The 25,046-nt window shown below is 60.8% G+C and carries 30 protein-coding genes; 13 read left to right on the plus strand and 17 right to left on the minus strand.

The features are described from left to right. Positions 1-74 precede the first annotated feature (74 nt). Together QRN33_RS10740 and QRN33_RS10745 are read right to left on the minus strand one after the other, a co-directional pair. Positions 75-1,310, minus strand: coding sequence for a winged helix-turn-helix domain-containing protein (locus QRN33_RS10740; RefSeq protein ID WP_285408480.1), 1,236 nt, complete (start codon positions 1,308-1,310; stop codon positions 75-77). 64 nt (positions 1,311-1,374) lie between these two features. Continuing rightward, positions 1,375-1,596 carry a DUF1127 domain-containing protein gene (locus QRN33_RS10745; RefSeq protein ID WP_042607883.1) on the minus strand — a complete coding sequence of 74 codons (222 nt, stop codon included), beginning with the start codon at positions 1,594-1,596 and terminating at the stop codon, positions 1,375-1,377. 97 nt (positions 1,597-1,693) lie between these two features. On the opposite strand from QRN33_RS10745, the gene QRN33_RS10750 reads away from it, so the two are divergent. After that, the gene (locus tag QRN33_RS10750) at positions 1,694-2,548 is read left to right on the plus strand and encodes a LysR substrate-binding domain-containing protein (RefSeq protein ID WP_172667885.1); all 855 of its coding nucleotides are present in this window, start codon (positions 1,694-1,696) and stop codon (positions 2,546-2,548) included. Here the strand turns inward: QRN33_RS10750 and QRN33_RS10755 are convergent. Continuing rightward, entirely contained in the window at positions 2,538-3,284 is a 747-nt protein-coding gene (locus QRN33_RS10755) for a sulfite exporter TauE/SafE family protein (RefSeq protein WP_301291685.1), read from the minus strand. The genes QRN33_RS10750 and QRN33_RS10755 overlap by 11 nt on opposite strands. 112 nt (positions 3,285-3,396) lie before the next feature. Between QRN33_RS10755 and QRN33_RS10760 the strand changes: the two genes are divergently transcribed. From QRN33_RS10760 to QRN33_RS10775, 4 genes are all read left to right on the plus strand, one after another. Next, a complete protein-coding gene (locus QRN33_RS10760; RefSeq protein WP_042607886.1) occupies positions 3,397-4,353 on the plus strand; it encodes a LysR family transcriptional regulator in 957 nt (318 codons plus the stop codon). A gap of 74 nt (positions 4,354-4,427) precedes the next feature. Beyond that, the gene (locus QRN33_RS10765; protein ID WP_042607887.1) at positions 4,428-4,883 is read left to right on the plus strand and encodes a MarR family winged helix-turn-helix transcriptional regulator; all 456 of its coding nucleotides are present in this window, start codon (positions 4,428-4,430) and stop codon (positions 4,881-4,883) included. A 324-nt stretch (positions 4,884-5,207) separates the two neighbouring features. Further along, positions 5,208-5,627 (plus strand): organic hydroperoxide resistance protein, encoded by a 420-nt coding sequence (locus QRN33_RS10770; RefSeq protein WP_007940002.1) that lies wholly within the window; start codon positions 5,208-5,210, stop codon positions 5,625-5,627. A 36-nt stretch (positions 5,628-5,663) separates the two neighbouring features. Further along, on the plus strand, positions 5,664-6,674 hold the full coding sequence (locus tag QRN33_RS10775; RefSeq protein ID WP_042607888.1) for an alpha/beta hydrolase: 1,011 nt from the start codon (positions 5,664-5,666) through the stop codon (positions 6,672-6,674). Positions 6,675-6,860: 186 nt separating this feature from the next. On the opposite strand, the gene QRN33_RS10780 is transcribed toward QRN33_RS10775, so the two are convergent. Together QRN33_RS10780 and earP are read right to left on the minus strand one after the other, a co-directional pair. Continuing rightward, positions 6,861-7,430 carry an elongation factor P gene (locus tag QRN33_RS10780; RefSeq protein WP_003226785.1) on the minus strand — a complete coding sequence of 190 codons (570 nt, stop codon included), beginning with the start codon at positions 7,428-7,430 and terminating at the stop codon, positions 6,861-6,863. Positions 7,431-7,478: 48 nt separating this feature from the next. Further along, positions 7,479-8,621 (minus strand): elongation factor P maturation arginine rhamnosyltransferase EarP, encoded by a 1,143-nt coding sequence (gene earP / locus QRN33_RS10785; protein ID WP_285408486.1) that lies wholly within the window; start codon positions 8,619-8,621, stop codon positions 7,479-7,481. Between the two features lie 125 nt (positions 8,622-8,746). Between earP and QRN33_RS10790 the strand changes: the two genes are divergently transcribed. Further along, positions 8,747-9,160: a hypothetical protein gene (locus QRN33_RS10790; RefSeq protein WP_042607890.1), complete on the plus strand. Its 414-nt coding sequence runs from the start codon at positions 8,747-8,749 to the stop codon at positions 9,158-9,160. 2 nt (positions 9,161-9,162) lie between these two features. Next, positions 9,163-9,645, plus strand: coding sequence for a GreA/GreB family elongation factor (locus QRN33_RS10795; protein WP_285408488.1), 483 nt, complete (start codon positions 9,163-9,165; stop codon positions 9,643-9,645). 9 nt (positions 9,646-9,654) lie between these two features. Here the strand turns inward: QRN33_RS10795 and cysB are convergent, their stop codons facing one another. The 5 genes from cysB to QRN33_RS10820 all read right to left on the minus strand — a co-directional run bounded on the left by cysB (position 9,655) and on the right by QRN33_RS10820 (position 13,611). After that, positions 9,655-10,629: an HTH-type transcriptional regulator CysB gene (cysB, locus tag QRN33_RS10800; RefSeq protein ID WP_016770873.1), complete on the minus strand. Its 975-nt coding sequence runs from the start codon at positions 10,627-10,629 to the stop codon at positions 9,655-9,657. A 112-nt stretch (positions 10,630-10,741) separates the two neighbouring features. Beyond that, complete coding sequence (locus QRN33_RS10805) at positions 10,742-11,245, minus strand: universal stress protein (protein ID WP_016770874.1); 504 nt, start codon at positions 11,243-11,245, stop codon at positions 10,742-10,744. A 98-nt stretch (positions 11,246-11,343) separates the two neighbouring features. Beyond that, the gene (locus QRN33_RS10810; protein WP_024013777.1) at positions 11,344-12,249 is read right to left on the minus strand and encodes a 5'-nucleotidase; all 906 of its coding nucleotides are present in this window, start codon (positions 12,247-12,249) and stop codon (positions 11,344-11,346) included. A gap of 22 nt (positions 12,250-12,271) precedes the next feature. Next, positions 12,272-13,228 carry a putative 2-dehydropantoate 2-reductase gene (locus tag QRN33_RS10815; RefSeq protein ID WP_252874889.1) on the minus strand — a complete coding sequence of 319 codons (957 nt, stop codon included), beginning with the start codon at positions 13,226-13,228 and terminating at the stop codon, positions 12,272-12,274. Then, the gene (locus QRN33_RS10820; RefSeq protein ID WP_285408494.1) at positions 13,225-13,611 is read right to left on the minus strand and encodes a thioredoxin family protein; all 387 of its coding nucleotides are present in this window, start codon (positions 13,609-13,611) and stop codon (positions 13,225-13,227) included. Before QRN33_RS10820 ends, QRN33_RS10815 begins: the two co-directional genes overlap by 4 nt. Here QRN33_RS10820 and QRN33_RS10825 point away from each other — a divergent pair. Together QRN33_RS10825 and QRN33_RS10830 are read left to right on the plus strand one after the other, a co-directional pair. After that, positions 13,610-14,053, plus strand: coding sequence for a PilZ domain-containing protein (locus QRN33_RS10825; protein WP_041478403.1), 444 nt, complete (start codon positions 13,610-13,612; stop codon positions 14,051-14,053). The genes QRN33_RS10820 and QRN33_RS10825 overlap by 2 nt on opposite strands. A 129-nt stretch (positions 14,054-14,182) precedes the next feature. Then, positions 14,183-15,259, plus strand: coding sequence for a 3-deoxy-7-phosphoheptulonate synthase (locus QRN33_RS10830; RefSeq protein WP_016770878.1), 1,077 nt, complete (start codon positions 14,183-14,185; stop codon positions 15,257-15,259). A 60-nt stretch (positions 15,260-15,319) separates the two neighbouring features. On the opposite strand, the gene QRN33_RS10835 is transcribed toward QRN33_RS10830, so the two are convergent. Further along, positions 15,320-15,601 (minus strand): GNAT family N-acetyltransferase, encoded by a 282-nt coding sequence (locus QRN33_RS10835; RefSeq protein WP_016770879.1) that lies wholly within the window; start codon positions 15,599-15,601, stop codon positions 15,320-15,322. Positions 15,602-16,239: 638 nt separating this feature from the next. On the opposite strand from QRN33_RS10835, the gene oprI reads away from it, so the two are divergent. After that, on the plus strand, positions 16,240-16,491 hold the full coding sequence (oprI, locus tag QRN33_RS10840; protein WP_003183784.1) for an outer membrane lipoprotei OprI: 252 nt from the start codon (positions 16,240-16,242) through the stop codon (positions 16,489-16,491). A gap of 123 nt (positions 16,492-16,614) precedes the next feature. Here the strand turns inward: oprI and QRN33_RS10845 are convergent, their stop codons facing one another. The 3 genes from QRN33_RS10845 to QRN33_RS10855 all read right to left on the minus strand — a co-directional run bounded on the left by QRN33_RS10845 (position 16,615) and on the right by QRN33_RS10855 (position 18,754). Then, positions 16,615-17,586, minus strand: coding sequence for a L,D-transpeptidase family protein (locus tag QRN33_RS10845; RefSeq protein WP_042607894.1), 972 nt, complete (start codon positions 17,584-17,586; stop codon positions 16,615-16,617). Positions 17,587-17,797: 211 nt separating this feature from the next. Beyond that, positions 17,798-18,091, minus strand: coding sequence for a hypothetical protein (locus tag QRN33_RS10850; RefSeq protein ID WP_016770881.1), 294 nt, complete (start codon positions 18,089-18,091; stop codon positions 17,798-17,800). Positions 18,092-18,148: 57 nt separating this feature from the next. Next, positions 18,149-18,754, minus strand: a complete 606-nt coding sequence (locus QRN33_RS10855) for an arylesterase (RefSeq protein WP_042607895.1) — start codon at positions 18,752-18,754, stop codon at positions 18,149-18,151. Between the two features lie 10 nt (positions 18,755-18,764). Between QRN33_RS10855 and QRN33_RS10860 the strand changes: the two genes are divergently transcribed. Genes QRN33_RS10860 through greB form a run of 3 tightly spaced genes read left to right on the plus strand, consistent with a single transcriptional unit; the run spans position 18,765 to position 22,484 of the window. Continuing rightward, a complete protein-coding gene (locus QRN33_RS10860) occupies positions 18,765-19,448 on the plus strand; it encodes an ABC transporter ATP-binding protein (RefSeq protein WP_016770883.1) in 684 nt (227 codons plus the stop codon). After that, on the plus strand, positions 19,448-21,952 hold the full coding sequence (locus QRN33_RS10865) for an ABC transporter permease (RefSeq protein ID WP_285408502.1): 2,505 nt from the start codon (positions 19,448-19,450) through the stop codon (positions 21,950-21,952). The genes QRN33_RS10860 and QRN33_RS10865 overlap by 1 nt, the downstream gene beginning before the upstream one ends. A 34-nt stretch (positions 21,953-21,986) precedes the next feature. Continuing rightward, positions 21,987-22,484 carry a transcription elongation factor GreB gene (gene greB, locus QRN33_RS10870; RefSeq protein WP_285408504.1) on the plus strand — a complete coding sequence of 166 codons (498 nt, stop codon included), beginning with the start codon at positions 21,987-21,989 and terminating at the stop codon, positions 22,482-22,484. A gap of 6 nt (positions 22,485-22,490) precedes the next feature. Here greB and QRN33_RS10875 read toward each other — a convergent pair whose 3' ends face one another. The 3 genes from QRN33_RS10875 to QRN33_RS10885 form a co-directional block, all read right to left on the minus strand. Next, positions 22,491-22,799 (minus strand): hypothetical protein, encoded by a 309-nt coding sequence (locus QRN33_RS10875; RefSeq protein ID WP_042607899.1) that lies wholly within the window; start codon positions 22,797-22,799, stop codon positions 22,491-22,493. A gap of 249 nt (positions 22,800-23,048) precedes the next feature. After that, on the minus strand, positions 23,049-23,483 hold the full coding sequence (locus QRN33_RS10880; RefSeq protein WP_016770887.1) for a DoxX family protein: 435 nt from the start codon (positions 23,481-23,483) through the stop codon (positions 23,049-23,051). A gap of 113 nt (positions 23,484-23,596) precedes the next feature. After that, complete coding sequence (locus QRN33_RS10885; protein WP_285408506.1) at positions 23,597-25,018, minus strand: MltF family protein; 1,422 nt, start codon at positions 25,016-25,018, stop codon at positions 23,597-23,599. Positions 25,019-25,046 lie beyond the last annotated feature (28 nt).

Below are 25,046 nucleotides of genomic sequence, written 5' to 3' on the forward strand. Positions count from 1 at the left end.
AGCTGCCGAAGGCTGCGATCTTTTGATCTTGATCTTCAAAAACAAGAGCAAAAGATCGCAGCCTTCGGCAGCTCCTACAGGGAGCCGGTGCCATCCAGTTGCGCCAATGCCAGCCTGAGCCGAGCAGCACTCTCGCGCTGACAATTCAACTGCACCCGCTCAAGCCCTAACCAACCCGCCATCTGCCGCAAATTCAGGGCCAGCGCCAGCATCCCCTCCTCGTCCAGCCCCGGCTCTTCCTCGTGAACCGCATGCACCGCCAACTGCCCCGCCGCTCTTTCGGCGCGTAAATCGACTCGCGCCGCGATCCGCTCGTTGTGCAAAAAAGGCAGCACGTAATAGCCGTAAACCCGCTTGGGCTGCGGCGTGTAAATCTCCAAGCGGTAACGGAAATCGAACAGGCGCTCGGTGCGGCTGCGTTCCCAGATCAATGAGTCGAACGGCGACAACAGCGCACTGGCAATGACCTTGCGCGGCACTCTGGGCTCCGGCAGGCAATAGGCGATCTGCCGCCAATCGCCGACTTCGCACATCTGCAATTGCCCCGCCTCGACCAGCTCAGCCAGACGCGGCCGTGCATCCGCAGGATTCAGCCGGAAATAATCGCGCAAATCTTTCTCCGTACCGACGCCCAGCGCTTGCGCTGCGTGCAACAGCAAACCGCGTTGAGCTTCGGCCTCATCCGCCAGCGGCTGCTGCAGGATCGCTGCCGGAATCACCCGCTCGGGTAAATCGTACAAACGCTCAAACCCGCGTCGCCCCGCCACCGTCACCTCGCCGGCGGCGAACAACCATTCCAGCGCCTGTTTCTCAGCACTCCAGTCCCACCACGGCCCGGCCTTGTCTTCGCGGGTCGACAGACTTCCCGCGCCCAACGCGCCCCGCTCTTCAACCGAGGCCAGCACGCGGCGAATGATTTCCTGTTGTTCGCGACCAAACTTCGCCAAGTGCTGATAGATGTCCTCGCCCCGCCTGGCTCGCTGCATCCGCCAGCCCAGCAACGGGTACATCGACAGCGGCAGTAGCGACGCTTCATGGCCCCAATATTCGAACAGCGTACGACGACGCCCCGAACTCCAGGCAGCCTGGTCGAGCAAGTCGGAAGAATAGAAACCAAGGCGGGAAAACAGCGGCAGGTAGTGCGAGCGCACCACGGCATTGACGGAATCGATTTGCAGCAGACCCAGCCGATCGATCAGCCGGTTGAGGTGGCTGGCGTTGACGGTCGGCGGCTGGCGCCCATTGAACCCTTGGGCAGCCAGCGCCAGACGTCGCGCCTGTTTGATGGAAAAGGACACTGTCGCGGGCATTGATTCCTCCATGTCTGCTCGCAACCTACCTCACCTGAAAGGGGTTTGTGTAGCGATGGCCTCATCATTTATGCATCGGGTCGTCCCAGAACGGCCGCACGGTTTCGTGTTCGACATCGGCGCGGCTGATGCCGATGTCCTTCAACGCTTCGTCGCTCAGCCCAGCTAGCATTTCCCGCTCACGGTGCAGCTCGTACCAACGGCTGAACTTGTGCAGCAGATCGGACACGATATGCCCGTGGCCAGCCTGCTGTTGTTCACTTACATACTCTCTTTGACCTTTCATCGTCTTGCCTCCTTTTGTGGATGGCTCAAGTCTCGCGCCGGCGCTAAGATCAATCCAACGAATGTTTCTGATGGCATGCATCACGGAGATTCATCAATTGTCCGCGTACCCCAGTATCGATACCGATGTCCTGCGCACCTTCGTCGCGATTGCCGATCAGGGCGGTTTCACCCGTGCTGGCGAGATGGTCAATCGCACCCAGTCGGCGGTGAGCATGCAGATGAAACGCCTGGAAGAAGACGTGTTGCAGCGCCAGCTGTTCGAGCGCGATGGTCGCCAGGTGCGCTTGACCGCTGAGGGCCAGGTGCTGCTCGGTTACGCGCGGCGCATCCTCAAGCTGCACAGTGAGGTGTTCAACACCCTGCGCGAGCCGCACATGGTCGGCACCGTGCGCATCGGCACACCGGATGATTATGTGATGCGTTTTCTGCCGGGGATCCTGTCGCGATTTGCGCAGTTCTATCCGCTGATCCAGATCGAGGTGCATTGCGAGTCGAGCAAGCAATTGCTGCAACGCACTGATCTGGATTTGTCGATCGTCACCCGTGAACCCGGTAACGAGATTGGCCAGTTATTGCGCAAGGAGCGCTTTGTCTGGGCCGAGGCGCAGAACTTCAGCGCCCACGAACAGACGCCGCTGCCGCTGGCGATGTTCAACAGTGATTGTTTCTGCCGCTTGTGGGCGTGCAATGCGCTGGACGCGATGGGCCGCGATTACCGCATCGCCTACAACAGCAGCAGCCTGTCGGCGCTGATGGCCGTGGTCAGCGCGGGTCTGGCGATCACCGCGCAGCTGGAAAGCCTGATCACCCCGGACATGCGCATCCTCGGCGCCGCCGAAGACCTGCCGCTGTTGCCCGAGGCGAGCATCATGCTGATCCGCAACCTGAACAACCCGTCGCCGATCACCGAGTGCCTGGCCGAACACATCGTCGAAGGCTTCAAACTTTAAATGCGAGCATCACCGCACACAGCACCAGGAAGCCGCAGAACAGCCCGCGCAGCAGTTTCTCCGGCATGGCGTGGGCAACTTTCACGCCCCAACTGATGCTGAGCAGACCACCGACTGCCAGCGGCAAACCGATCATCCAGTCGACTTCGTGGTGCACGGCGTAAGTCACTAGCGTCACACCGGTGCTCGGCAAGGCCAGCGCCAATGACAAGCCCTGAGCGACCACCTGCGTGGTGCCGAACAGGCTGGTCAGCACCGGCGTCGCGACCACGGCGCCGCCCACGCCGAACAAGCCGCCCATGGTTCCCGATGCGGCGCCAAGCACACCCAGCCAAGGCCACGAATAGCGCATCTCGGCAGTCGGCGCCGGGCGCGGGCCAAACATTTTCAGCAGGTTGTAGGCCGACAGCGCCACCAGAAACGCGACAAAGCCGATGCGCATGGTTTGCGCATCAATGCCCACTGCCCAGATCGAGCCGAGCCAGGCGAAGCAGAAACCCATCACCGCCAGCGGCAGCGCATGGCGCAATTCGATGCGGTTGCGCTGGTGATAACGCCACAGCGCCAGCATGACGTTGGGCACCACCATCACCAGCGCCGTGCCTTGGGCGATCTGCTGATCAAGGCCGAACCACACGCCGAGCAACGGAATCGCGATCAAACCGCCGCCAATGCCAAAGATCCCGCCCAATGTGCCAAGGGCAGCGCCGAACAGCAGGTACAACAGAAAATCCATCACAAGCGTAATCCTCTAACGACAGGCGGCCAATGCTACGCACTCGCGCCTAGCGGGGAAACGCACAGCAACGCACAATGGCTGTGCCGATTTTGCACAAGCGTGGTTTCCCATGAATCCCAACCAATTGACCGAGCAGCTTGGTCTGTTTCTCGACGTGCTGGAGAGTGGCAGCTTTTCTGCCGCGTCGCGCCGTCACCCGCTGACGCCTTCCGCTGTAGCCCGGCGCATCGACAGCCTGGAAAGTGCCGTCGGCAGCCAGCTGTTTGTGCGCAGCACCCATGCCGTGCTGCCGACTTCGGCCGGACTGGCCTTTGCCGAACGGGCGCGGCGGATCATCGCCGAATTGCAGCTGGCCCGCGCCGAGGCCGTTTCGTTGAGCAGCGCGCCGGAAGGCTTGATCCGCATCGATGCGCCAGCGGCATTTGGACGGCGGCATCTGGCGCCGGTGATTGCCGACTTTCTCCTGCTGTACCCGGGACTCGATGTGCAGATGCATCTGATCGACAGCTTCATCGACATGGCCGGGAGCAGTCTGGGCAAGGTCGATCTGGTGCTGCGTACCGGGCAGTTGGCCGACTCGCGTCTGGTCGCCACGCCCTTGGCCAGCATGGTCCGCGTGGCCTGCGCGAGTCCTGACTACCTCAAGCGTCGTGGCATGCCCAATCATCCCGCGCAGTTGAGCGAACACGACGGCCTCGATTGGGAGGGCCTCGCCCCGCCCTTTGCCTGGAAATTCGAAGTGGATGGGCAGCTGCAACTGCATCGTCCGTCGCGCGTACGCCTGAGCGCCAACAATGCCGAAGCTCTGGCATGTGGCGCGGCGGCGGGTCTGGGCGTCGCACACCTGCCGACCTGGCTGGCCAGTGAATACCTGCTGCGCGGCGAGCTGGTGCCGCTGTTCTGCGAAAACGGCCTGCCGCCACCGGAGTCCACCGGCATTTATGCGCTGCGCATGGAACAGCAGATCCATTCACGCAGTCGCCTGCTGCTGGAATACCTCAAAACCCGCTTCAGTCCGGTGCCGCCGTGGGATCTGGCGCTGCAACGGCAATTCGCCGGGCACTGACGCCGGGCATATTTATCTGGCGCATTAAAGGTTCGAGCGCTAGATTCAAAACGATCAACGATCAAGGCTTTTACATGACTTCCGAACGCGACAATTGCGACGACCTGCTGCTCGACAATCAGGCGTGCTTCGCCCTGCACTCGACCTCGCTGATGATGACCAAGGTCTACAAGCCGCTATTGCAGGCGCTGGGCCTGACCTATCCGCAGTATCTGGCGATGATGGTGTTGTGGGAGAAGGACGGTTTGACTGTCGGAGAAATCAGCGCGCGCCTGCTGACCGATCCGGGTTCGCTGACGCCGTTGCTCAAACGCCTGGAAGCCGAAGGCCTGCTCAGCCGCACCCGCAGTCGTGAAGATGAACGCGTGGTGATTGTCGAGCTGACCGCAGCAGGCCGGGCATTGCGCGACAAGGCGCAGACCGTGCCGCAGTGCATTCTTGGCGCCAGCGGCTTCACCCTTGAACGCCTGCAGAAGTTACAGGCCGAGCTGCAAGCGCTGCGCGGTCATCTGCAAGACAGCCTCAACTGAACGCACGCAGTCCCCTGTAGGAGTGAGCCTGCTCGCGATTGCGGTCTGTCAGGCTACACAGGCGGTGACTGACCCACCGCAATCGCGAGCAGGCTCACTCCCACAATTGATCTCCACCGCCAGAAAATATTTCACCCTTCACCTTTCCCTCCGACCGCTCTAATTCAAGTCTTTCAAGTTAATTGATCTCCAGACAGTCGCATTCCTCCAAGTTTTTTCGAAAATTTATCTTGCGCGCTAAACATTAGCGCTATACATTCTCTTCACACCTACTTAGCGCGCAAACAATTAGCGCACAACAACACAACCAACGAGGCTCACATCATGCAAACTCTCTACACCGCAATCGCAACTTCCACTGGCGGCCGTGACGGTCGTGCGATCTCCAGCGACAACGTTCTCGACGTCAAACTGGCCACTCCGAAAGAACTCGGCGGTGCTGGCGGCGCGGCGACCAACCCTGAGCAACTGTTCGCTGCCGGTTACTCGGCCTGCTTCATCGGCGCACTGAAATTCGTTGCCAGCCAGACCAAGCGCAAAATTCCTGACGACGCATCGATCACCGCCCACGTCGGCATCGGCCAGATCCCTGGCGGTTTCGGTCTGGACATCGACTTGCACATCAGCCTGCCGGGCCTCGAACAGGCCGACGCGCAATCGCTGGTCGACGCTGCTCACCAGGTCTGCCCGTACTCCAACGCCACCCGTGGCAACGTCGATGTCCGTCTGCACGTGACCGTGTAAGCACTGAAGCCCCCGGCCCGAACAAGGAAATTGAACATGAACACTTTCAGCAAAGTCTTGACCGGTACCCTTCTCGCCCTGTCGGTGCACAGCGCTTTTGCCGGTGATGTCGAACACAACACCCAGGCATTTCTCGATGCGCTGAATGCCGGCAGCGGCAAACCGATCGAGCAGCTGTCGCCCAAGGATGCCCGCGCCGTGCTGGTCGGCGCGCAGTCCGGGGTCAAGTTGACACTGCCCAAAGCCGATGTCAGCGAGAAGACCGTGCAGGTCGATGGCCAACCGTTGAGCCTGACCATCGTCCGGCCGGCCGGGGTCAAGGGTGAGCTGCCGGTGTTCATGTTCTTCCACGGCGGCGGCTGGGTACTGGGGGACTTCCCGACTCACGAACGCCTGGTGCGGGATCTGGTGGTCGGCTCGGGGGCGGCGGCGGTGTTCGTCAATTACACCCCATCGCCGGAAGCGCACTACCCGGTGGCAATCAATCAGGCCTACGCTGCGACCAAGTGGGTGGCGGAACACGGTAAGGAGATCAATGTCGACGGCAAGCGCCTGGCCGTGGCCGGCAACAGCGTCGGCGGCAACATGGCCGCAGTGGTCGCGCTGATGGCCAAGGACAAGGGCACCCCGGCAATCAAATTCCAGGTGCTGCTGTGGCCGGTGACCGATGCCAACTTCGACACCGGTTCGTACAACCAGTACGCCGAAGGGCACTTCCTCACTCGCAACATGATGAAGTGGTTCTGGGACAACTACACCACCGACGCCAAACAGCGCAACGAGATCTACGCCTCACCGCTGCGCGCCACCACCGCGCAACTCAAAGGCCTGCCGCCTGCACTGGTGCAGACGGCCAGCGCCGATGTACTGCGCGATGAAGGCGAAGCCTATGCGCGCAAACTCGACGAAGCCGGAGTACCGGTTACGTCGGTGCGCTACAACGGCATGATCCACGATTACGGTTTGCTCAACGTGGTCAGCCAGGTGCCAGCGGTGCGTTCGGCGATGTTGCAGGCTTCGCAGGAGCTCAAGGAACACCTGAAATAACCGCAGCCCTCCTGTAGGAGTGAGCCTGCTCGCGATAGCGTCGTCTCAGTCAACATCTTCAGCGACTGAATCACCGCCATCGCGAGCAGGCTCACTCCTACAAGGGATTCGCGCTGCCGCAAATACCGCAGGCACAAAAAAACCCGACTCAATGGTCGGGTTTTTTCTTTCCGCAAAAAGCAGTGCTTATTTCGCACGGCCCTTGTAGGAACCGCCTTCGCGGGTGTCGATCTCGATCATGTCGCCGATTTCGATGAAGTCGGCAACCGACAGTTCGGTACCGTTCTTCAGTTTGGCAGGCTTCATCACCTTGCCGGACGTGTCACCGCGAGCGGAGCCTTCGGTGTAGTCGACCTGACGCACGATGGTGGTCGGCAGTTCTACGGAAACCAGACGCTCTTCGAAGAACACGGCTTCGCAAACGTCGGTCATGCCTTCTTCAACGAAAGGCAGAACGCTTTCGATGTCTTCGGCGTTCAGCTCGTACATGGTGTAGTCAGTGGTGTCCATGAACGTGTAGGTGTCACCGCTGATGAACGACAGGGTGGCTTCTTTACGATCCAGGATCACGTCGTCCAGTTTGTCGTCCGCACCGTAAACGGTTTCGGTCTTGTAACCGGTCAGCAGGTTCTTCAGCTTGGTCTTCATGATCGCGCTGTTACGGCCCGACTTGGTGAATTCAGCTTTCTGAACCAGCCAAGGATCGTTGTCGATACGGATCACGGTACCGGGTTTGAGTTCTTTACCAGTTTTCATTGCGAATATCCGAATTTGGATGGGATTTACAAAAATCTAGGCCGCGTATCATATCCAATTTACATAAAACTGTACCAGCGCCGTGGCAAGATCCGCCTGCAAGGCCTGTTCCAGACACCATGCCTCGGCGTTTTCCTCAAGTTCCGGCCAATGTTTTCGCACCCTCAGCCAGTGCTCGCCGATCGGTTGACCAGCGCTCCAGGCGCGCCACAGACCGTTCATCGCCTCAGCGGCCGCAGGTGAAAGCGCTTGGGTGTAGAGCGCGAGGAAAGCATCGAGCTTGTCCAGATGGATGTCGTCGTCCTGCTGATAGATGTGCCAGAGCATTGGCCGCCCCGCCCATTGCGCGCGCACGAATGAGTCTTCACCGCGCACCGCGTTGAAATCGCAGCACCAGAGCAAATGATCGTATTGGTCCTGACGAACGAACGGCAGCACTTGCACGGTCAGCGACTCGCGCAAATGAATCGCCCCGACCGTCAGGATTTCCACGTCCAGCCAGCGCGCCACATCACCGAGAATCCGCCCTTCCGGCACCAGCAGGTGCGTCGGCTGTGCATCGGCGGCCAGCACATCCAGCCAACTGGCCAACCCGGCGTTTTCGTAAGCAAACAGCGAGATCAGCTGTGCGCCGGGCGCAGGATCGATGCCCAGGCCCTGCAGAAATTGTCGCTGCGCCGGTCGATCCTGCTGAAATTGCCGACGCTGTTCGAGCAGTCCGCGTTCACGCAGCAGGCCGCCGGTGCCCGATTTGAAGCCCGGAAAGAAGAAGAACTTCTGCACCGATTTGTATTTCACCGATGGCAAGCCGTGGCAACCGGTGACCCAGTCTTCGGCGCTGAGATAATCGAGGTTGAGCCACAGCGGCGGCGTTTCCCGCGCGGCCATGCTGTCCATGTAATCAGTCGGCAGTTGACAGGCGAAGGCTGCGATGACTCCGTCGGCAGCGTCCGCATGCCGCCACTCGCTCGGCCACTGTCGCACGTCGACACCCTGCTGCCACTGCTGCGCAAGATCGATATCGATTTCTGGGCAGAGGCGCTCGAACGCACGCAGATCATCCACCCACAGGCGCACCGGCAATGCCTGTTCGGCCACCAATTGCCGGGCCAGGCGCCAAGTCACGCCGATGTCGCCATAGTTGTCGACCACGGTGCAGAAAATATCCCAGCGGGGTTTCGCTTCAGGCATGCCGTTCTCCCGTTGGCAAAAAACCTCGATTGTCCGCATAAATGCGCTCGCGCAGAAGAGCCAACGGCGATTAATCTTCGTGCGACAATCGTCACTTGCCTGCAACCATCCGCCAGGAGGCCGCCATGCCCTACCGTCCGAATCCGCGTCGTCCCTTGCCTGTTCAGCTTAGCGCGCTGCATCTGACCGGCAGCATCGCATTGGGCCTGTGGCTGGGGTTTCTCGCGATCGCGCTGACCTGCTGGCTGCTCTCGCGTCTGTTTTTTGCCGAGCAACTGGCCCCTGTCGCGCAAGCGGTGCAGCAGCGCGTCAATCCACCAGCAGCCGTCGAGCCACAGCCGGACGTTGCGCCGCCGCCAACGCCGATGTTCCAACAGTACGAAGAAAACCTGCGCAAGAATGAACAGCAGGCGCGACTGGATCAGGCACGCGCCAATTCGCGCAATGCATCCAATCCGAAATGCCAGTTCTGGCTGCAGCAGGACCAGACCGCGCCAACCGAAAAGAGCCGCGCCAACGTTTTGCAATTCTGCGATTGATCATGAACAAACACAGCGTCCACCAATTGATTCTCGACAAGCTGCGCATCGACCTCGACATTGCCGAGCGCGCTGCGCAAACCGCTTACGAAACCGCGACCCACGAAGAAAACATCGCCGAAAACAAATACGACACCCTGGGGCTGGAGGCTTCGTATCTGGCGGCCGGTCAGGCGAAACGGGTTGAGGAGATCCGTCAGTCACTGGCGCTGTGCCAGAATCTGACGTTGCGTGCCTACGATGAAGACCGCGGTATCGAAGTCGGCGCCCTGCTCGGTCTGGAAGACGAAAAGGGTCGCGAGCAATGGCTGTTTCTGGCGCCGGATGCGGCGGGCCTGAAAGTCGATGTAGTGGGTCAGCCGATCACCGTCATCACTCCGCGCTCGCCACTGGGCAAAAGCCTGCTGGGCAAGTTCGAAGGCGATGAGGTGGAGATTCTGGTGGCGGGCACCCGGCAACAGTTCGCTGTCACCGAGGTGCTTTGAGGCGGGACCTTAGTGGACCGGCAGTTCGACACCGTCGAACAGCTCTTCCAGTTCCTGCTTGTTGTGGCACTGAATGGCTTTGGCCATGACTTCGCGGGTCAGGTGCGGGGCGAACTTCTCGATGAAATCGCACATGAAGCCACGCAGGAACGTGCCGCGACGGAAACCGATCTTGGTGATGCTCGACTCGAACAACTCGCTGGCATCCAGCACCACCAGGTCGTTATCGAGTTTGGTATCGACGGCCATTTTCGCCACGATGCCCACGCCCAGACCCAGGCGCACGTAGGTCTTGATCACGTCGGCGTCAGCAGCGGTGAATACCACTTTCGGGGTCAGCCCACGATGGCTGAACGCTTCGTCGAGTTTGGAGCGGCCGGTAAAACCGAACACATAAGTAACGATCGGGTATTCGGCCAGCGCTTCGAGGGTCAGCTTCGGCAGCTTGGTCAGCGGGTGCCCATGAGGCACGACCACGCAACGGTTCCAGCGGTAGCACGGCATCATCACCAGATCCCCGAACAGCTCCAGCGCTTCAGTGGCGATGGCGAAATCGACGGTGCCATCAGCGGCCATTTCGGCGATCTGCATCGGCGAGCCCTGATGCATGTGCAGCGCCACGTCCGGGTATTGCTTGATGAAATTGCTGATCACCGGCGGCAGCGCATAACGTGCCTGGGTGTGGGTGGTGGCGATCGACAGCGTCCCTTTTTTCTCGTTGGAGAATTCCTGGGCAATCTGCTTGATGCTCTCGACCTTGCGCAGAATCTCGCCGGCGGTGGTGATGATGCGCTCGCCGGCCGGGGTGACGCGGGTCAGGTGCTTGCCGCTGCGGGCGAAGACTTCGACGCCCAGTTCGTCTTCCAGCAGGCGGATCTGCTTACTGATGCCCGGTTGCGAGGTGTACAGGCTTTGGGCGGTAGCGGAAACGTTGAGGTCGTGGTGCGCCACTTCCCAGATGTAGCGCAGTTGTTGAAGCTTCATATCAATCCCTCAAAGCAGGTAGACGCCACGGGCATCAGCGACGGTATATAACTATATTAATGGTTTGAAGAATAAATCTAGAACTTTTTATCAAAACGCCATTATTCCTGCTTCAACGATCTTCCCGCCGCCGGCGCTCCATCAACGGCACCAGATACACCGGCACCTTGGCCAGTTGCAGCACCCGCGCCGCCGTGCGCCCCAACGGCGTTTCAGCGCCGACGCCATGGCTGTGACTGCCGACGATCAGCAGATCGACCGAGAGCTTGTGCACCTGATCGAGAATCACCTGCGACGGATCGCCCTGCAGCACGCGCACTGCGCGAATGCGCTGCAGATCCTGTTCGCCGTCGTCCCCCAGTTCTTCACGAAAGCTGTCGAGCACCCGCTGTTCGATATTGGCGATGACTGTTTTCAGACCCTGACTATGGAATTCGTTCAATGCCTGTTCGTCGAGATAGCTCTGCAGCACCGACTCGGCAAACAGGCCCATGGGTTCCACCGCGTGCACTACATACAGATCGGCATTGAAGGTGCGCGCCAACGCCAGGGCATGCTGCATCACGAACGGTGCATAGAGACCGAGGTCGGTGGCATACAGCATTGAGCGAATCATCGGGACCTCCTCGCGAGCCAACGATGGCGGAGATTGATTCAGCTTAGCAGTGCCTTGGCGAGTGCGACGTGCGACGCAACGTCCTGAATGAAAAGGCTCTAGATCGGCGGTTCGTTGCTGATGCCATGGGGTACATGGCCGGTGGCGACCACTTCACGGGCCAGCTCGCAATGCCCGGTCTGGTCATCGAAGAACACGTCAGCGGCGAAGGCTTCGAGGAACGCCGATTTGGTCAGGCCACCGAGAAACAGCGATTCATCGAGACGGATATCCCATTCCCGCAAGGTGCGAATCACCCGCTCATGGGCCGGCGCCGAACGCGCGGTCACCAGCGCCGTGCGGATCGGGCAGTCGTCGTCGGGAAACTCGCGCTGCAACAGATTCAGCGCAGCCAGGAAGCCTTTGAACGGCCCTCCACGTAACGGCTCGCGGGCCGACTCGCGTTCCTTGGCCTGAAACGCTTCCAGACCACCAGACTGATAGACGCGCTCGGACTCGTCGGAAAAAATCACCGCGTCACCGTCGAAGGCAATGCGCAATTCATCGCTGGCCGCGCGGCTGGCGCCACCGGACAGGATCGTTGCCGCGGCAAATCCTGCATCCAGCGCCGCGCGCACGTCTTCAGCGTGCGTCGAGAGAAACAGGTCACAACCAAACGCTTTCAGGTACGGATACGGACTGCGCCCACCAACGAACGCCGCGCGGGAAATCGCCAGCCCGTAATGGTGAATCGAATTGAACACGCGCAGCCCGGTGTCGGCGCTGTTGCGCGAGACCAGAATCACCTCGACCCGCGCGCGGCCGAGGCGACTGTTCAGGCTCAGGAGTTTTTCCACCAGCGGGAACGCATCGCCCGGCGCGAGAATTTCGTCTTCGTGCTCGATCTGATATTGCCGATAGGCTTCGACGCCGCTCGACAGGTAGACCTTGTGGCTTTCGCTCAGGTCGAACAAGGCGCGCGAGGAAATCGCCAGCACCAGTTTGTCATCGATGTTATTGGCCATGCCTTCCCCCAGAACAACCGACTCAAGTATTGCGTCGGTCGATGAAACCCAAATGGCGATACAACGCCTCGATGCGCGGCAACTCGCAGCCCGCCGCTTTCGCCGCCGCCAGTGGCCGGGCGTAGATCGCCTCCAGCTCCAGCGGGCGTTTGTGTGAAAAATCGTGGTACATGCTCGGCCAGTAATCGGGCATTTTTTCCGTCATGGTAAACAGGTACTCGCCATAGCCCGGCGGGATCTCGTATCCGCAAGCCCTCGCGCCCTGCACCACCTCGGCCATCAGCGCCTGAATCGACACGCGGCTGTCGGCATCGGCCATCAGCGCTTCAGTGCCCGCGCCGAGCAACACCGAAAGTCCGTTGTAGGGAATATTCCACACCAGTTTCTGCCAGCGCGCCTGATGCACGTTGGCCATCGCTTGAGAGTCGATGCCAGCGGCGCGGAACAACCCGGCGCCTTCTTCGACAATCGCCATGCGCGCCACTTCATCGATGGCCGGACCGCTGTGGTAACCAACGTTCACCGCGCCAAGGGCCTGGTGGGTAATCTGCCCGGGGCCTTCGCGATTTACGCAGATCAGACACAGGCCGCCAAGCAGATGCAGCGAATCCGGCAGCAGCGGCCGCAGGCTGTCTTCGACATCCAGACCGTTTTGCAGCAACAGCACTTTTGCGTCAGGTTTGGCCGCTTGAATGATCGCCGGCGCGAGACCTGCGTTGCTGGTGGTCTTGGTGCCGACCAGCAGCCAGTCGCAGGGCGGCATGTCTTCGGCAGCGCAATAGGCATTCGCCGGATTCAGCGTCAACGCACCGTGCACCGCACTGTTGATCTGCAAACCACGCTCCGCCACTGCGGAAAATTCGCTGCGCAACAAGAAGTGCACGTCGAAACCGGCACGCGCCAGCATCACCCCGTAAAAACCGCCGATTGCACCGGTGCCGATAATCCCCACCACCGGTTTGCTGACTGTCTCGCTCATGGCAACTCCTCTGCAATTCGACCCAGCGCCTGCGCCACGGCCTGGTTGAGTTCAGCAACCGTCAGGCGGCTGTGCACTGCGCCAAAGAACTCGCCGTCGCGCACCACAAACAGCGCCGGCAAATGAAACACCTGATAACGCTCGACCAGGCCGCCGTTGTTGCCGGCGTCGATCCAGCACAGCCGATCGATCGCCAGCGGCATGCCCGGCAACACCTCGCGGGCATAGCGACAACTGGCGCAGCCGACGCTGGTGAAAATCACCAGGCAAACCCCTTTCATCGCCAGCAGCCGCTGGTCGGCGTCAAAGTCGGTCAGCTCGGATTCGGCCACTATACTGGGAGAAACAATGTCAGATGGCCGACACAGGGAGTCTGTGCTCATGGGACGTTTCATTCCTCATCCGGACGAAGTGCCGGTTGAATTGACGTTACTCAAGCCTGAATGCATTTCCAGACAACAGCTGCACACTATCAGCCTCGGCGGCATCGCTTGCAATTACCACCGCGCCTGGCGCCATGGCACCGCGTTGCAAGTGCGCATGCCGACGCTGAATGCCGACTTCTGTTGTCCGGGCTACGTGGCCTGGTGTCTGCGCCGCAAAAAAGGCTATCTGGTGGGCATCGCCTTCACTGACGAACAGACCCTGTTCAGCGCGCGAATGGGTGAGCAGGTGTGTCAGATCGAACGCTATTCGCGCATGCAGGACAGCCACGATGACCTGCAGGATATTCAGGCGCTGGCCCTGCAATGGGTCGAGGAGCATGCCGAAGAGTTCTCCCACGACAACCTGCGCAAGGCTTTTGCGCAGCCAGCGCTGGACTAAAGCACGGTTTGCCCATTGTCGAGCCGCGTCTGACGCGCTAAGGTTCGGCTCCCCCGACGCGCTAAATCTGCTGTGCTCCGCCGCGCGGGGATCGCTGGCGGCCGGCACCCGTGACCTGACGAGTAAACGATGGCTGATTTACCGATCAACGACCTAAACGTCGCCTCTAACGAGACCCTGATCACTCCCGATCAGCTCAAGCGTGATATCCCCCTGAGCGACGCCGCCCTGCGCACCGTCACCAAGGGCCGCGAAGTCATTCGCAACATTCTCGATGGCACCGACCACCGTCTGTTCGTCGTGATCGGCCCGTGCTCGATTCATGACATCAAGGCTGCCCACGAATACGCCGATCGCCTCAAGGTGCTGGCCGAGGAAGTCTCCGACACCCTGTACCTGGTCATGCGCGTGTATTTCGAGAAGCCGCGTACCACCGTCGGCTGGAAAGGTCTGATCAACGATCCGTACCTGGATGACTCGTTCAAGATCCAGGATGGCCTGCACATCGGTCGTCAGTTGCTGCTGGACCTGGCCGAAAAAGGCCTGCCGACCGCGACCGAAGCCCTCGACCCGATCTCCCCGCAATATCTGCAGGATCTGATCAGCTGGTCGGCCATCGGCGCGCGTACCACCGAATCGCAGACTCACCGCGAGATGGCTTCCGGCCTGTCCTCGGCGGTCGGCTTCAAGAACGGCACCGATGGCGGCCTGACCGTGGCGATCAACGCCTTGCAGTCGGTGTCCAGCCCGCATCGTTTCCTCGGCATCAACCAGGAAGGTGGCGTATCGATCGTCACCACCAAAGGCAACGCCTACGGTCACGTGGTGCTGCGCGGCGGTAACGGCAAGCCGAACTATGACTCGGTCAGCGTGGCCCTGTGCGAGCAGGCGCTGAACAAAGCGAAGATCAAGCCGAACATCATGGTCGATTGCAGCCACGCCAACTCCAACAAGGACCCGGCCCTGCAACCGCTGGTGATGGAAAACGTCGCAAACCAGATCCTCGAAGGCAACCAGTCGATCATCGGCCTGATGGTTGAAAGCCACCTGAATTGGGGCTGCCAGGCGATCCCGAAAGACCTCGCCGACCTGCAATACGGCGTGTCGATCACCGATGCCTGCATCGATTGGTCCGCCACTGAAAACACCTTGCGCAGCATGCACGCCAAGCTCAAGGACGTATTGCCGAAACGCCAGCGCACGTAAGCATGGTTTCGCGGACATAAAAAAACGCCGGGTAATGCCCGGCGTTTTTGCGTGTGCGATTCAGATTTTTGCAGCGCGGCGCTGATGACGTTCCATGTAGCGCTCGACGTAGGAGCAGGACGGGATCACCGTGTAGCCCATTTCTTCGGCGTATTGCAGCGCGCGTTCAGTCAGCGCTGCGGCGATGCCACGACCGCGCAGGGCATTGGGCACGAAGGTGCGATAGATATCCAGGGTCTGCTTGCCCAGATCCATGTAGGTCAGGTAAGCACGATGACCGTCCACGGTGGTCTCGAATTGATGACCAGCCTGGTCATGGTGGATGGACAACGCCTCGCTCATCACTACTCCTCGCGGGTCTTGAATTGTGACCCCTACCTTACCGATGTTTTCCCGGCGAAGGAACATCTACGCCACCCCGTGCCTGATGGACACCGAGAAGAGCCACACCGATCTCGCGCAACCTGACACCTGTTGAATAGTAGGCACCATTGGCAAAAATGCTCAAGGTACGCTCGTCATCGCACAGTCGGTGGGCAAAGGCTTCGATGCTCGCAGGATGGCCGCAAGACGCTCTTCGCGTGCCGTTTGCCTGAACATTGCCGGAATGTTGAGACTTAAGACGTGCGACCTTTTTTAAAGTCACCTGAACATCAACAAAGATACGCGAAGCGGTTCGCAGAAGCAGAACAAAAGTGTGGACGAATTCATTTAGAAAGACTCTCGCCGAACTCGCAAAAAGAGCATGCGAGGGTGGGAACTTTTTCCGTTTGAGTCGCTCACACCGGGGCTTGCAGCTGGATATTTTTTATACAGCGCAGTTAAAAGTTGCTCGAAAAAGAATCAACGCCTACAATTTTTTTTGCTTCTTGCGCTACGTCAGTTTACTTACTACAAGTAATGGGTAGTATGTACGCCGGCTATTTCCTCAATCGTGAGGAGACAGCCACTTAATTTGAAAGTCCTTGAAGGGGAACACGATGAACAACGTTCTGAAATTCTCTGCTCTGGCTCTGGCCGCAGTTCTGGCTACCGGTTGCAGCAGCGCATCGAAAGAAACCGAAGCACGTCTGACCGCTACTGAAGACGCAGCTGCTCGCTCCCAGGCTCGTGCAGACGAAGCTTACCGTAAAGCTGATGAAGCTCTGGCTGCTGCTCAAAAAGCACAACAGACTGCTGACGAAGCTAACGAGCGTGCTCTGCGCATGCTGGAAAAAGCTAGCCGCAAGTAATAATCCCTCGGGATTGTTATCGAGCCGATCCGGTTTCCGGGTCGGCTTTTTTGTGCCCGGAACTTTCCTCCGGGCACTAAAAAACCCGCCGACGCTCTCGCATCGGCGGGTTTCGATCAGCGCTTATTGCTGCAGATCGATCGGTGCACTGCTCACCATCGGCGCCGAAGCGTTCGGCACGGCGATCTCGACCGGCAGGCCATCTTCGGCCGCGACCACATCACGCACCACGTCCCAGTTCATGCGCAGGTTACTGGTGATGTCTTCACGCTTGAGCATCGCGTTGATCACCGCCGTGTGCTTGTCGACTACAGACGGGTTGCCGTTGTCGTCGAGCGGCGTGTGCGCTTCCAGATAGACCTTGCCGCCGCTGCGTCCGAACTTGTACGGGTCGTTGATGATGCGCACCGAGGTGCCGACCGGGACCATGCCGGCCATCTCCAGCACGTTGTTGTTGAACATGCGGAAGCAACCGTGACTGGTGCGCATGCCGATGCCGAACTTCTTGTTCGAACCGTGGATCAGGTAACCCGGCGTGCCGAGAGTGAACTTGAACGGGCCCAGCGGATTGTCAGGTCCGGCTGGTACCACGTTGGGCAGCGGATCACCGTCTGCGGCGTGCTCAGCCTTGATCGAGGCCGGAGGAGTCCACGTCGGGTTCGGCGTCTTGGCGATGATCGAGGTATGCGCGATCGGCGAGCCCCAGCCTTCGCGGCCGATGCCCAGCGGGAAGGTGTACACCACGTCGCGGCCTTTCGGGTAGTAATAGAGGCGGTATTCGGCGAGGTTGATGACGATGCCTTCACGCGGGCCCGGCGGCAGGATGAACCGGGTCGGCAGGACGATCTCGGTGCCGGCGCCCGGCAGCCAGGCATCGATGCCCGGGTTGGCCGCAACCATTTCCGAATAGCCCAGATCGTAGGTGGTGCCCAGGTCGGCGAAGGTGTCTTCGTACTTGGCTTTGATCACCTGCACCTGGCCGACGATGTCCTCGCCGGGTGGTGGCAGGGGAAGCTCCAATGCAGCAACGGGACCGGCCACACACAGGGCGGCAAGTGACAGGCAGCGGGTGACGGCAGGAAAGCGCGGCAACATCCGGAAAATCCTTCGCATGATCATCAAGGGTATAAGGGCGCGATTGTACACCGCGGCTTGGGGATTCGGGGAGGTAGCGCGGCCATAGGCGACAGGGTGCGTTCAGGGTGGGAGCGAGCCTGCTCGCGAAAGCAGTGTGTCAGCCAGCATGAATGTCGATTGAAAAGACCTTCGCGAGCAGGCTCGCTCCCACATTTTTGATCTTGAACACTCAGAGCTCGAAACGCAGCTCGGGCCAGATCGGCGAGGTACCGCGCTTCTGCGATTCGAGAATCGCCCGGCACAGCGAGCACAGGCGCTGATCCTGAAACACCCGGCGATCAACATTCGACCAGCGCGGTTGCGCCGGCAGCAGCGTGCCACAGAGCGTGCGGTCAGCCGAGCCTCCGAGTTCCAGCTGACGCGTCACCAGATGTACCCGCACTTCCTGGCAGGCGAACAGGTCCAGCTGCTCGTCAGGCTCGATCAGTTGGTAGGCAAACAGGGACCAGGCAGGACGCGGCATCGGGGGCTCCAAATTAGGGGGCGCCACATTAGCCGAAAGCCTGCCTGTAGAAAAGCCTCATAACAGCGGTTTTAGCGTCGGCCAGACATTTTCCAGCAACTTGCCCTGAGCCCCGGCGGCCGGGTGCAGACCGTCGGCCTGCATCAGGTCCGGATGACCGCCGACGCCTTCCAGAAAAAACGGCACCAGCGGGACCTTTTTCTCGTCAGCGAGCTTGCCGTAAACCTCGGCGAACGAATCGGTGTAACGCTTGCCATAGTTGGGTGGCAGTTGCATGCCGAGCAACAGCACTTTGGCGCCGCTCTGGCGCGAGCTGTCGATCATCGAGGCAAGATTTTGTTGCAATTGCGTTGGCGGCATCCCGCGCAGGCCATCGTTGCCACCCAGTTCGAGGATCACCAACTCAGGCTTATGCTCTGCAAGCAGCGCCGGCAGCCGCGCCTGGCCTCCGGCGCTGGTGTCGCCACTGATCGAGGCGTTGACCACTTTATCGTCGAAACCCTCTTGTTCGAGCCGCTGCTCAAGCAGCGACACCCACCCCAGACGGGTATCCAGGCCGAAACCGGCGCTGATACTATCGCCAACGATCAGGACAGTACCCGCCGCTGCGTTCTGGGCCATGCACATCAAGGCCAGGCCAGCACTCAAAAACCATACACGCATCGGATTCTCCATGGGCGCAAGCATTCTCACCGCGAAGAACCTCAGCAAAGTGGTCCCTAGCGCGGAAGGTGAACTGACTATCCTGCACGAACTCAGCCTGGAACTGAACAAGGGCGACAGCCTGGCCATCGTCGGCGCGTCCGGTTCCGGCAAATCCACCCTCCTCGGCCTGCTCGCCGGCCTCGACCTGCCGAGCAGCGGCGAAGTCACCCTCGCCGGCCAGGGCCTGAGCAATCTCGACGAAGACCAGCGCGCGCGAATCCGCGCCGAGCACGTCGGTTTTGTCTTCCAGTCGTTCCAGTTGCTCGACAGCCTCAATGCGCTGGAAAACGTCATGCTGCCGCTCGAGCTCGATGGCCGCAAAGATGCCCGCGAGCGCGCCACGCAACTGCTTCAGCGCGTCGGCCTCGGCCAGCGCCTGACCCACTCGCCGCGCCAGCTCTCCGGTGGCGAACAGCAACGTGTGGCCATCGCCCGCGCCTTCGCCGCCGAACCGGACGTGCTGTTTGCCGACGAACCCACCGGCAATCTCGACAGCCACACTGGCGAGCGCATCAGCGACTTGCTGTTCGAGTTGAACAAGGAACGCGGCACCACCCTGGTGCTGGTGACCCACGACGAACGCCTGGCCCATCGCTGCCGGCGCCTGATCCGTCTTGAAGCCGGGCTGCTGGTCGCCCCTCTGGAGCCTTGATGGCACGTCTGCCGCTGTTGCGTCTGTTCAGCCTCGCCCTGCGCCAGCTCATGCGCGATGCCCGCGCTGGTGAGTTGCGCGTGTTGTTCTTTGCGCTGGTGGTAGCCGTCGCGGCGAGCACCGCGATTGGCTATTTCGGCGCTCGCCTCAATGGCGCGATGATGCTGCGTGCCACCGAGTTTCTCGGTGCCGATCTGGTTCTGGAAGGCAGCTCGCCGGCCCGCGAGGAGCAAATCCGCAGCGGCACCGAACTGCGCCTGAATCATGCGCAAGTGGTGGAGTTCTCCAGCGTCATTGCCACCGACAACGGCATTCAGCTGTCGAGCATCAAAGCTGTCGACCGAGCCTATCCACTGCGTGGCGAGCTGAAAAGCGCGCCCGCGCCATTTGCCCAGGAAGAAGTCGGCGGCGAACCGCAACCCGGTGAAGCCTGGGTCGAGGCGCGTCTGTTGACCGCGCTGGATCTGAAGATCGGCGACAGCATCGATGTCGGCATGAAGACTTTGAAGCTGACGCGTGTGCTGACCTACGAGCCGGATCGCGCCGGCAACTTCTACAGCCTGACGCCCCGGGTGCTGCTCAACCTCGATGACCTCGCCGCCACCGGCGTGGTGCAACCGGGCAGCCGGGTGAGCTACCGCGAACTGTGGCGCGGCGAACCGCAGGCGCTGGAAACCTATCGCGAACTGATCAAACCGGGCCTGGCTGCAAACCAGCGAATCCAGGATGCCCGTGATGGTAACCGGCAGATTGGCGGTGCGCTGGGCAAAGCCGAGCGCTATCTGAACATGGCCAGTCTGGTCGCGGTGTTGCTGGCCGGGGTGGCGGTGGCGTTGTCGGCCAACCGTTTCGCCAGCCGGCGGTTCGACGCCAGTGCCTTGCTGCGCTGCCTCGGATTATCGCGGCGGGAAACCATGGTGCTGTTCAGTCTGCAGCTCACCGTGCTGGGTCTGATTGCGGCGATCAGTGGCGCCCTGCTCGGCTGGCTGGCGCAACTGGGCCTGTTCGCACTGCTGCATGATTTGCTGCCGAGCGATGTGCCGCCGGGTGGCCTGTTTCCAGCCATTGCCGGGATCGGCACCGGGCTGGTGGCATTGGCCGGTTTCGCCCTGCCGCCGCTGGCCGCCCTCGGTCGCGTGCCACCGCTGCGGGTATTGCGTCGCGACATGCTGCCGATCCCGTCGAGTACGTGGATGGTCTATGGCGCGGCGCTGGGTGCGCTGGGCCTGATCATGTGGCGTCTGAGCCTCGACCTGCTGCTGACTTTCGCCCTGCTCGGCGGTGGCGTGGTCGCCGCGCTGGTGCTCGGCGGCCTGCTGCTGTTGTTGCTGCAAAGCCTGCGCCGCATGCTCGCCCGCGCCTCGTTGCCGTGGCGCCTGGGTCTTGGCCAGTTGTTGCGGCATCCGTTGGCCGCGGCCGGACAATCCCTGGCCTTCGGCCTGATCCTGTTGTCGATGGCACTGATCGCGCTGCTGCGCGGTGAGTTGCTGGACACCTGGCAGAACCAGCTACCGAAAAATGCGCCGAACTACTTCGCGCTGAACATCCTCCCGGCTGACAAGCAGGCTTTCGCCGATCACCTGATCAAGGTGTCCGCGCAAGCGGCGCCGCTGTATCCAGTGGTGCCGGGGCGGCTGATCAGCATCAATGGCGAGGCGGTGCAGCAAATCGTCAGCAAGGATTCCGCCGGAGACCGCGCCATTCAGCGTGATCTGAGCCTGACCTGGGCGGCGGATCTGCCGGCCGGCAACAAGCTCACCGCTGGCTCATGGTGGAGTGGCCAGCCGTCAGACGATGTGCCGGGCGTTTCGGTGGAAGGCAAAGTGGCCGAGAGCCTGAAACTCAAACTCGGCGATCACATGGTGTTCAGTGTCGGCGGGGTCAATCGCGAAGCGAAGGTCACCAGCCTGCGCGAGATCAACTGGGACAACTTCCAGCCGAACTTCTTCATGATCTTCCAGCCGGGCACCTTGAAGGATCTCCCGGCGACCTACCTGACCAGTTTCTATCTGGCGCCGGGGCACGATCAGCAGATCGTCGAGCTGTCGCGGACATTCCCGGCGGTGACCATCCTGCAGGTCGAAGCCTTGCTCGAACAGCTGCGCAGCATCCTCGCCCAAGTCACCCTGGCAGTGGAATATGTGTTGTTGTTTGTTCTTGCTGCGGGGATGGCGGTGCTGTTCTCCGGCCTGCAGGCGACGCTGGATGAACGCATCCGCCAAGGTGCGCTGTTGCGTGCGCTGGGTGCCGAGCGACAGTTGCTGATCAAGGCGCGACGTATCGAGTTCGGTTTGCTGGGCGCGGTCAGCGGCTTGCTCGCGGCGATCGGTTCGGAGGTGGTCAGCCTGGTGCTGTACCGCTTCGCCTTCGACCTGCCATGGCATCCGCATCCCTGGCTGCTGGTGCTGCCGTTGATTGGCGCCGCATTGATTGGGGGAGCCGGAGTGTTCGGCACGCGTCGCGCACTGAACGCCAGCCCACTGACAGTGTTGCGCGAGGGTTGATAGACTCAGGCGGTCTTAATCACAAGAAGTTGCCATGAGCCGTTATCGCCCTCCCCGCACCGCCGGCACCGCGCTGATCACCCCCGAAGGTGAAGCGCGGATGCGTGCCGAATTCCATGAGTTGTGGCATGTGCGTCGCCCGCAGGTCACCCAGGCGGTGAGTGAAGCGGCGGCGCAGGGTGATCGTTCGGAAAACGCCGAGTACACCTACGGCAAAAAAATGCTGCGCGAAATCGACAGTCGCGTGCGTTTTCTCACCAAGCGTCTGGAAGCGCTCAAGGTAGTCAGCGAAAAACCCAGTGACCCGAACAAGGTCTATTTCGGTGCCTGGGTCACTATCGAAGACGAAGACGGCAAGCAGTCGCGCTACCGCATCGTCGGCCCCGATGAACTGGACCTCAAACTCGGTTTGATCAGCATCGACTCACCGCTGGCCCGCGCGCTCATCGGCAAGGCACTCGACGCCGAAGTGCGGGTGCAGACGCCGACCGGCGAGCAGTTCGTTTACATCGTGGCGATTGAATATCTGTAAGAGCAATCAGCGCCGGGTGATCAAGCCCTGCCGCGCAACGCGGGTCAGTTGCTTGATCATTTCCGGCGCCTCTTCTGCACTCGGCGCCTGAATCACCGCCAGATCAAAGCTGTCAGTGGCGAAACGCGCCAGCGACTCGCCGTCATCGACAAACTGGATCAGGAACGCGGCAGGACCGCCGCTGCGACGGGGCCAGCCATCGAGATAACGCAACAGCGTCGGCTGGTGTTTGCCGCCAAGAAGAATTTTCGGGTTGCGCTGGGTGACATGGGCCGTGATCGGCGCGGGACGTGCTGGAGGGCGTAGTGCATTCATCGTGTCGTGTCTCTGCCTCAAAAGTCTGCATGGCAGGTGAGAGGCAACACCGAACCAGCGCTTTAGCGGTATTTCGAAGCCCTGTTCCGGCTTCTGACGGTAACTGTAGAAGTCACCTGGCGCCCCGCAAGTAGCTGTTTAAATCGGCGCATGAGCAACATCCTAGAGAACGTGACCGACCAGTGTCAAGAATCGCCCGCAACAAAAAAAGGCCCGCGCAATGCGGGCCTTTGCCTTGAGCCAGAGCCTTCAACCGGCGATGGCGCGATCCGCCGAAAGCTTGCCGGCACCTTCGATCAGTACCGCGATGCTACCGGCCAGCAGAGCCAGGGCGAACTCATAACCGTTGTTGGCCATGAACAAACCGTTGCCGATGTGCACCGAGAAGATTGCCACCAGCGAGAGGAACGCCAGACCGAGTGCCGCCGGGCGTGCCAGCAGGCCGATGATCAGGGCCAGACCGGCGAAGAACTCCGTACCACCAGCCAGCGAAGCCATCAGGTAGCCCGGGGTCAGGCCGATGCTTTCCATCCATTGCGCGGTGCCGGCCAGGCCGTAGCCACCGAACAGACCGAAGAGTTTCTGCGAACCGTGGGCGGCGAAGATCACGCCAACAGCAATGCGCAGGACAGTCAGGCCGTAACCGGCGCGGGTGAACAGAACCTTGTTGATCAGAGAGCTCATGGTGCATTCCTTGTTGTGCAGAAGTGTTTGTGTGTTTGGGTTGGTCGCTATATTAATCAGTTTATTTCATGTTAAAAGCGCAAATATTTCGCCATAACAATCGAGTTTTTAGATTATTTCCGTGTGACCACTTTCTGCTGGCGGGGCTCGAGCGACTCACGCTCCCGGTCGAATGCCAGGTAGTACTTGTTCACGCTATTAACATAGCTGACGGCGCCCATTCCCACTTGCTCCATGGCGATACGCTCGACCTGGAAAAACCACTGGTTGGGATTCAGGCCACGGCGGCGCGCTTCGGCACGCATGCCCTGCACGCGCTCAGGGCCGATGTTGTACGCAGCGAGGGTGAATGCCATGCGCTCACGCTCGTTGAGTTTGGGGCTGCTGAAAAATTTGCGGCGGATCATCGCCAGGTACTTGGCGCCGGCCTGCACATTCGCATCGAGATTGTGGATATTGCTCACCCCGACCCGTTGCGCGGCGGACGGAGTGATCTGCATCAGCCCGGTCGGGCCGCTGCCGCTGCGGGCGTTGGGCTGCAGACGCGATTCCTTGAACGCCAGCGCCGCAAGATTGAGCCAGTCCATGTTCTGCGCGTCGGCGTGCTTTTGCAGGGTCGGGCGGAGTTTTTCCAGACGCTGGCGATCCCCCTTGGCCAGCGGATTGTGCACCTGGTACAAGCGCCGATAGATGCGCAGAAATGCGGCGTCTTCGTCAGAGGGTTTCTTGTAACCGGTGAGAAAGCGATCGATGCTCGCGCGCAACATCGACGCGTCGCGGCGCACGAACCAATGTTCCTCGCCCGGCTCGCCGAGGCTCAGTTGCCGGTCGAGGCGCAGCTTCGGCAGGATCTTGCCCCAGCGCTCGGCAATCGGCTGCTCGACGATGGTCAGGTGGAAAATCCCGCCCTGGACCATTTCCAGCACATCCTCCACGGCCAGCGTTGGATCGACCCATTCGATATTGATCGGTGCCAGTTTGTGCAGCGCCAGTTTCTGGTTGAGCTGGCTGACCACCTCCCCCGCCGCACTGCCAGTGGGCAGGGCCAGGGTTTTGCCAGAGAGTTGCTCGACCCTGGTGTAGCGGCGCTGGCCCTTGATGCCGACCAGCACCAGCGGCACGTTGCTGGCGATCGGCTCACTGCTGGCGACCGCATAGCCCGAAGGCAGATCGAGCAACTCGCCCGGCGCGACCATGTCACCTTCGCCGCGCTGCAAGGCGCCGAGCAATTGATCCTTGGCTTTGGGAATGATTTTGAGGGTGACTTGCTGGCCGTCACGGGCATGGCCGTTGAGGTATTGCTCGAAGGCGCGCAGGCGGTGGTATTCGACACCAATGGCCTGGCCCTGGACTTCGCCGGAGCTGTTGCGGCTCTGATTGACCAGCACGCGCAACACGCGGCTGCTGCGAATGTCCGAGAGGTCGCGAACCTTGGTCGCCGGCACGGCTTGCAGCGGCCCGGGCAGGCGCGCGACCGCCGTCATCGGCAGCAGCAACGCAGCGCACAACAGCAGCAGAACCGAGGGACGATGCATCCACTCTCCGAAAAGAATACGGGGCGAC

It is taken from the genome of Pseudomonas sp. FR229a (assembly GCF_030209115.1).
Lineage (GTDB): Bacteria > Pseudomonadota > Gammaproteobacteria > Pseudomonadales > Pseudomonadaceae > Aquipseudomonas > Aquipseudomonas moraviensis_A.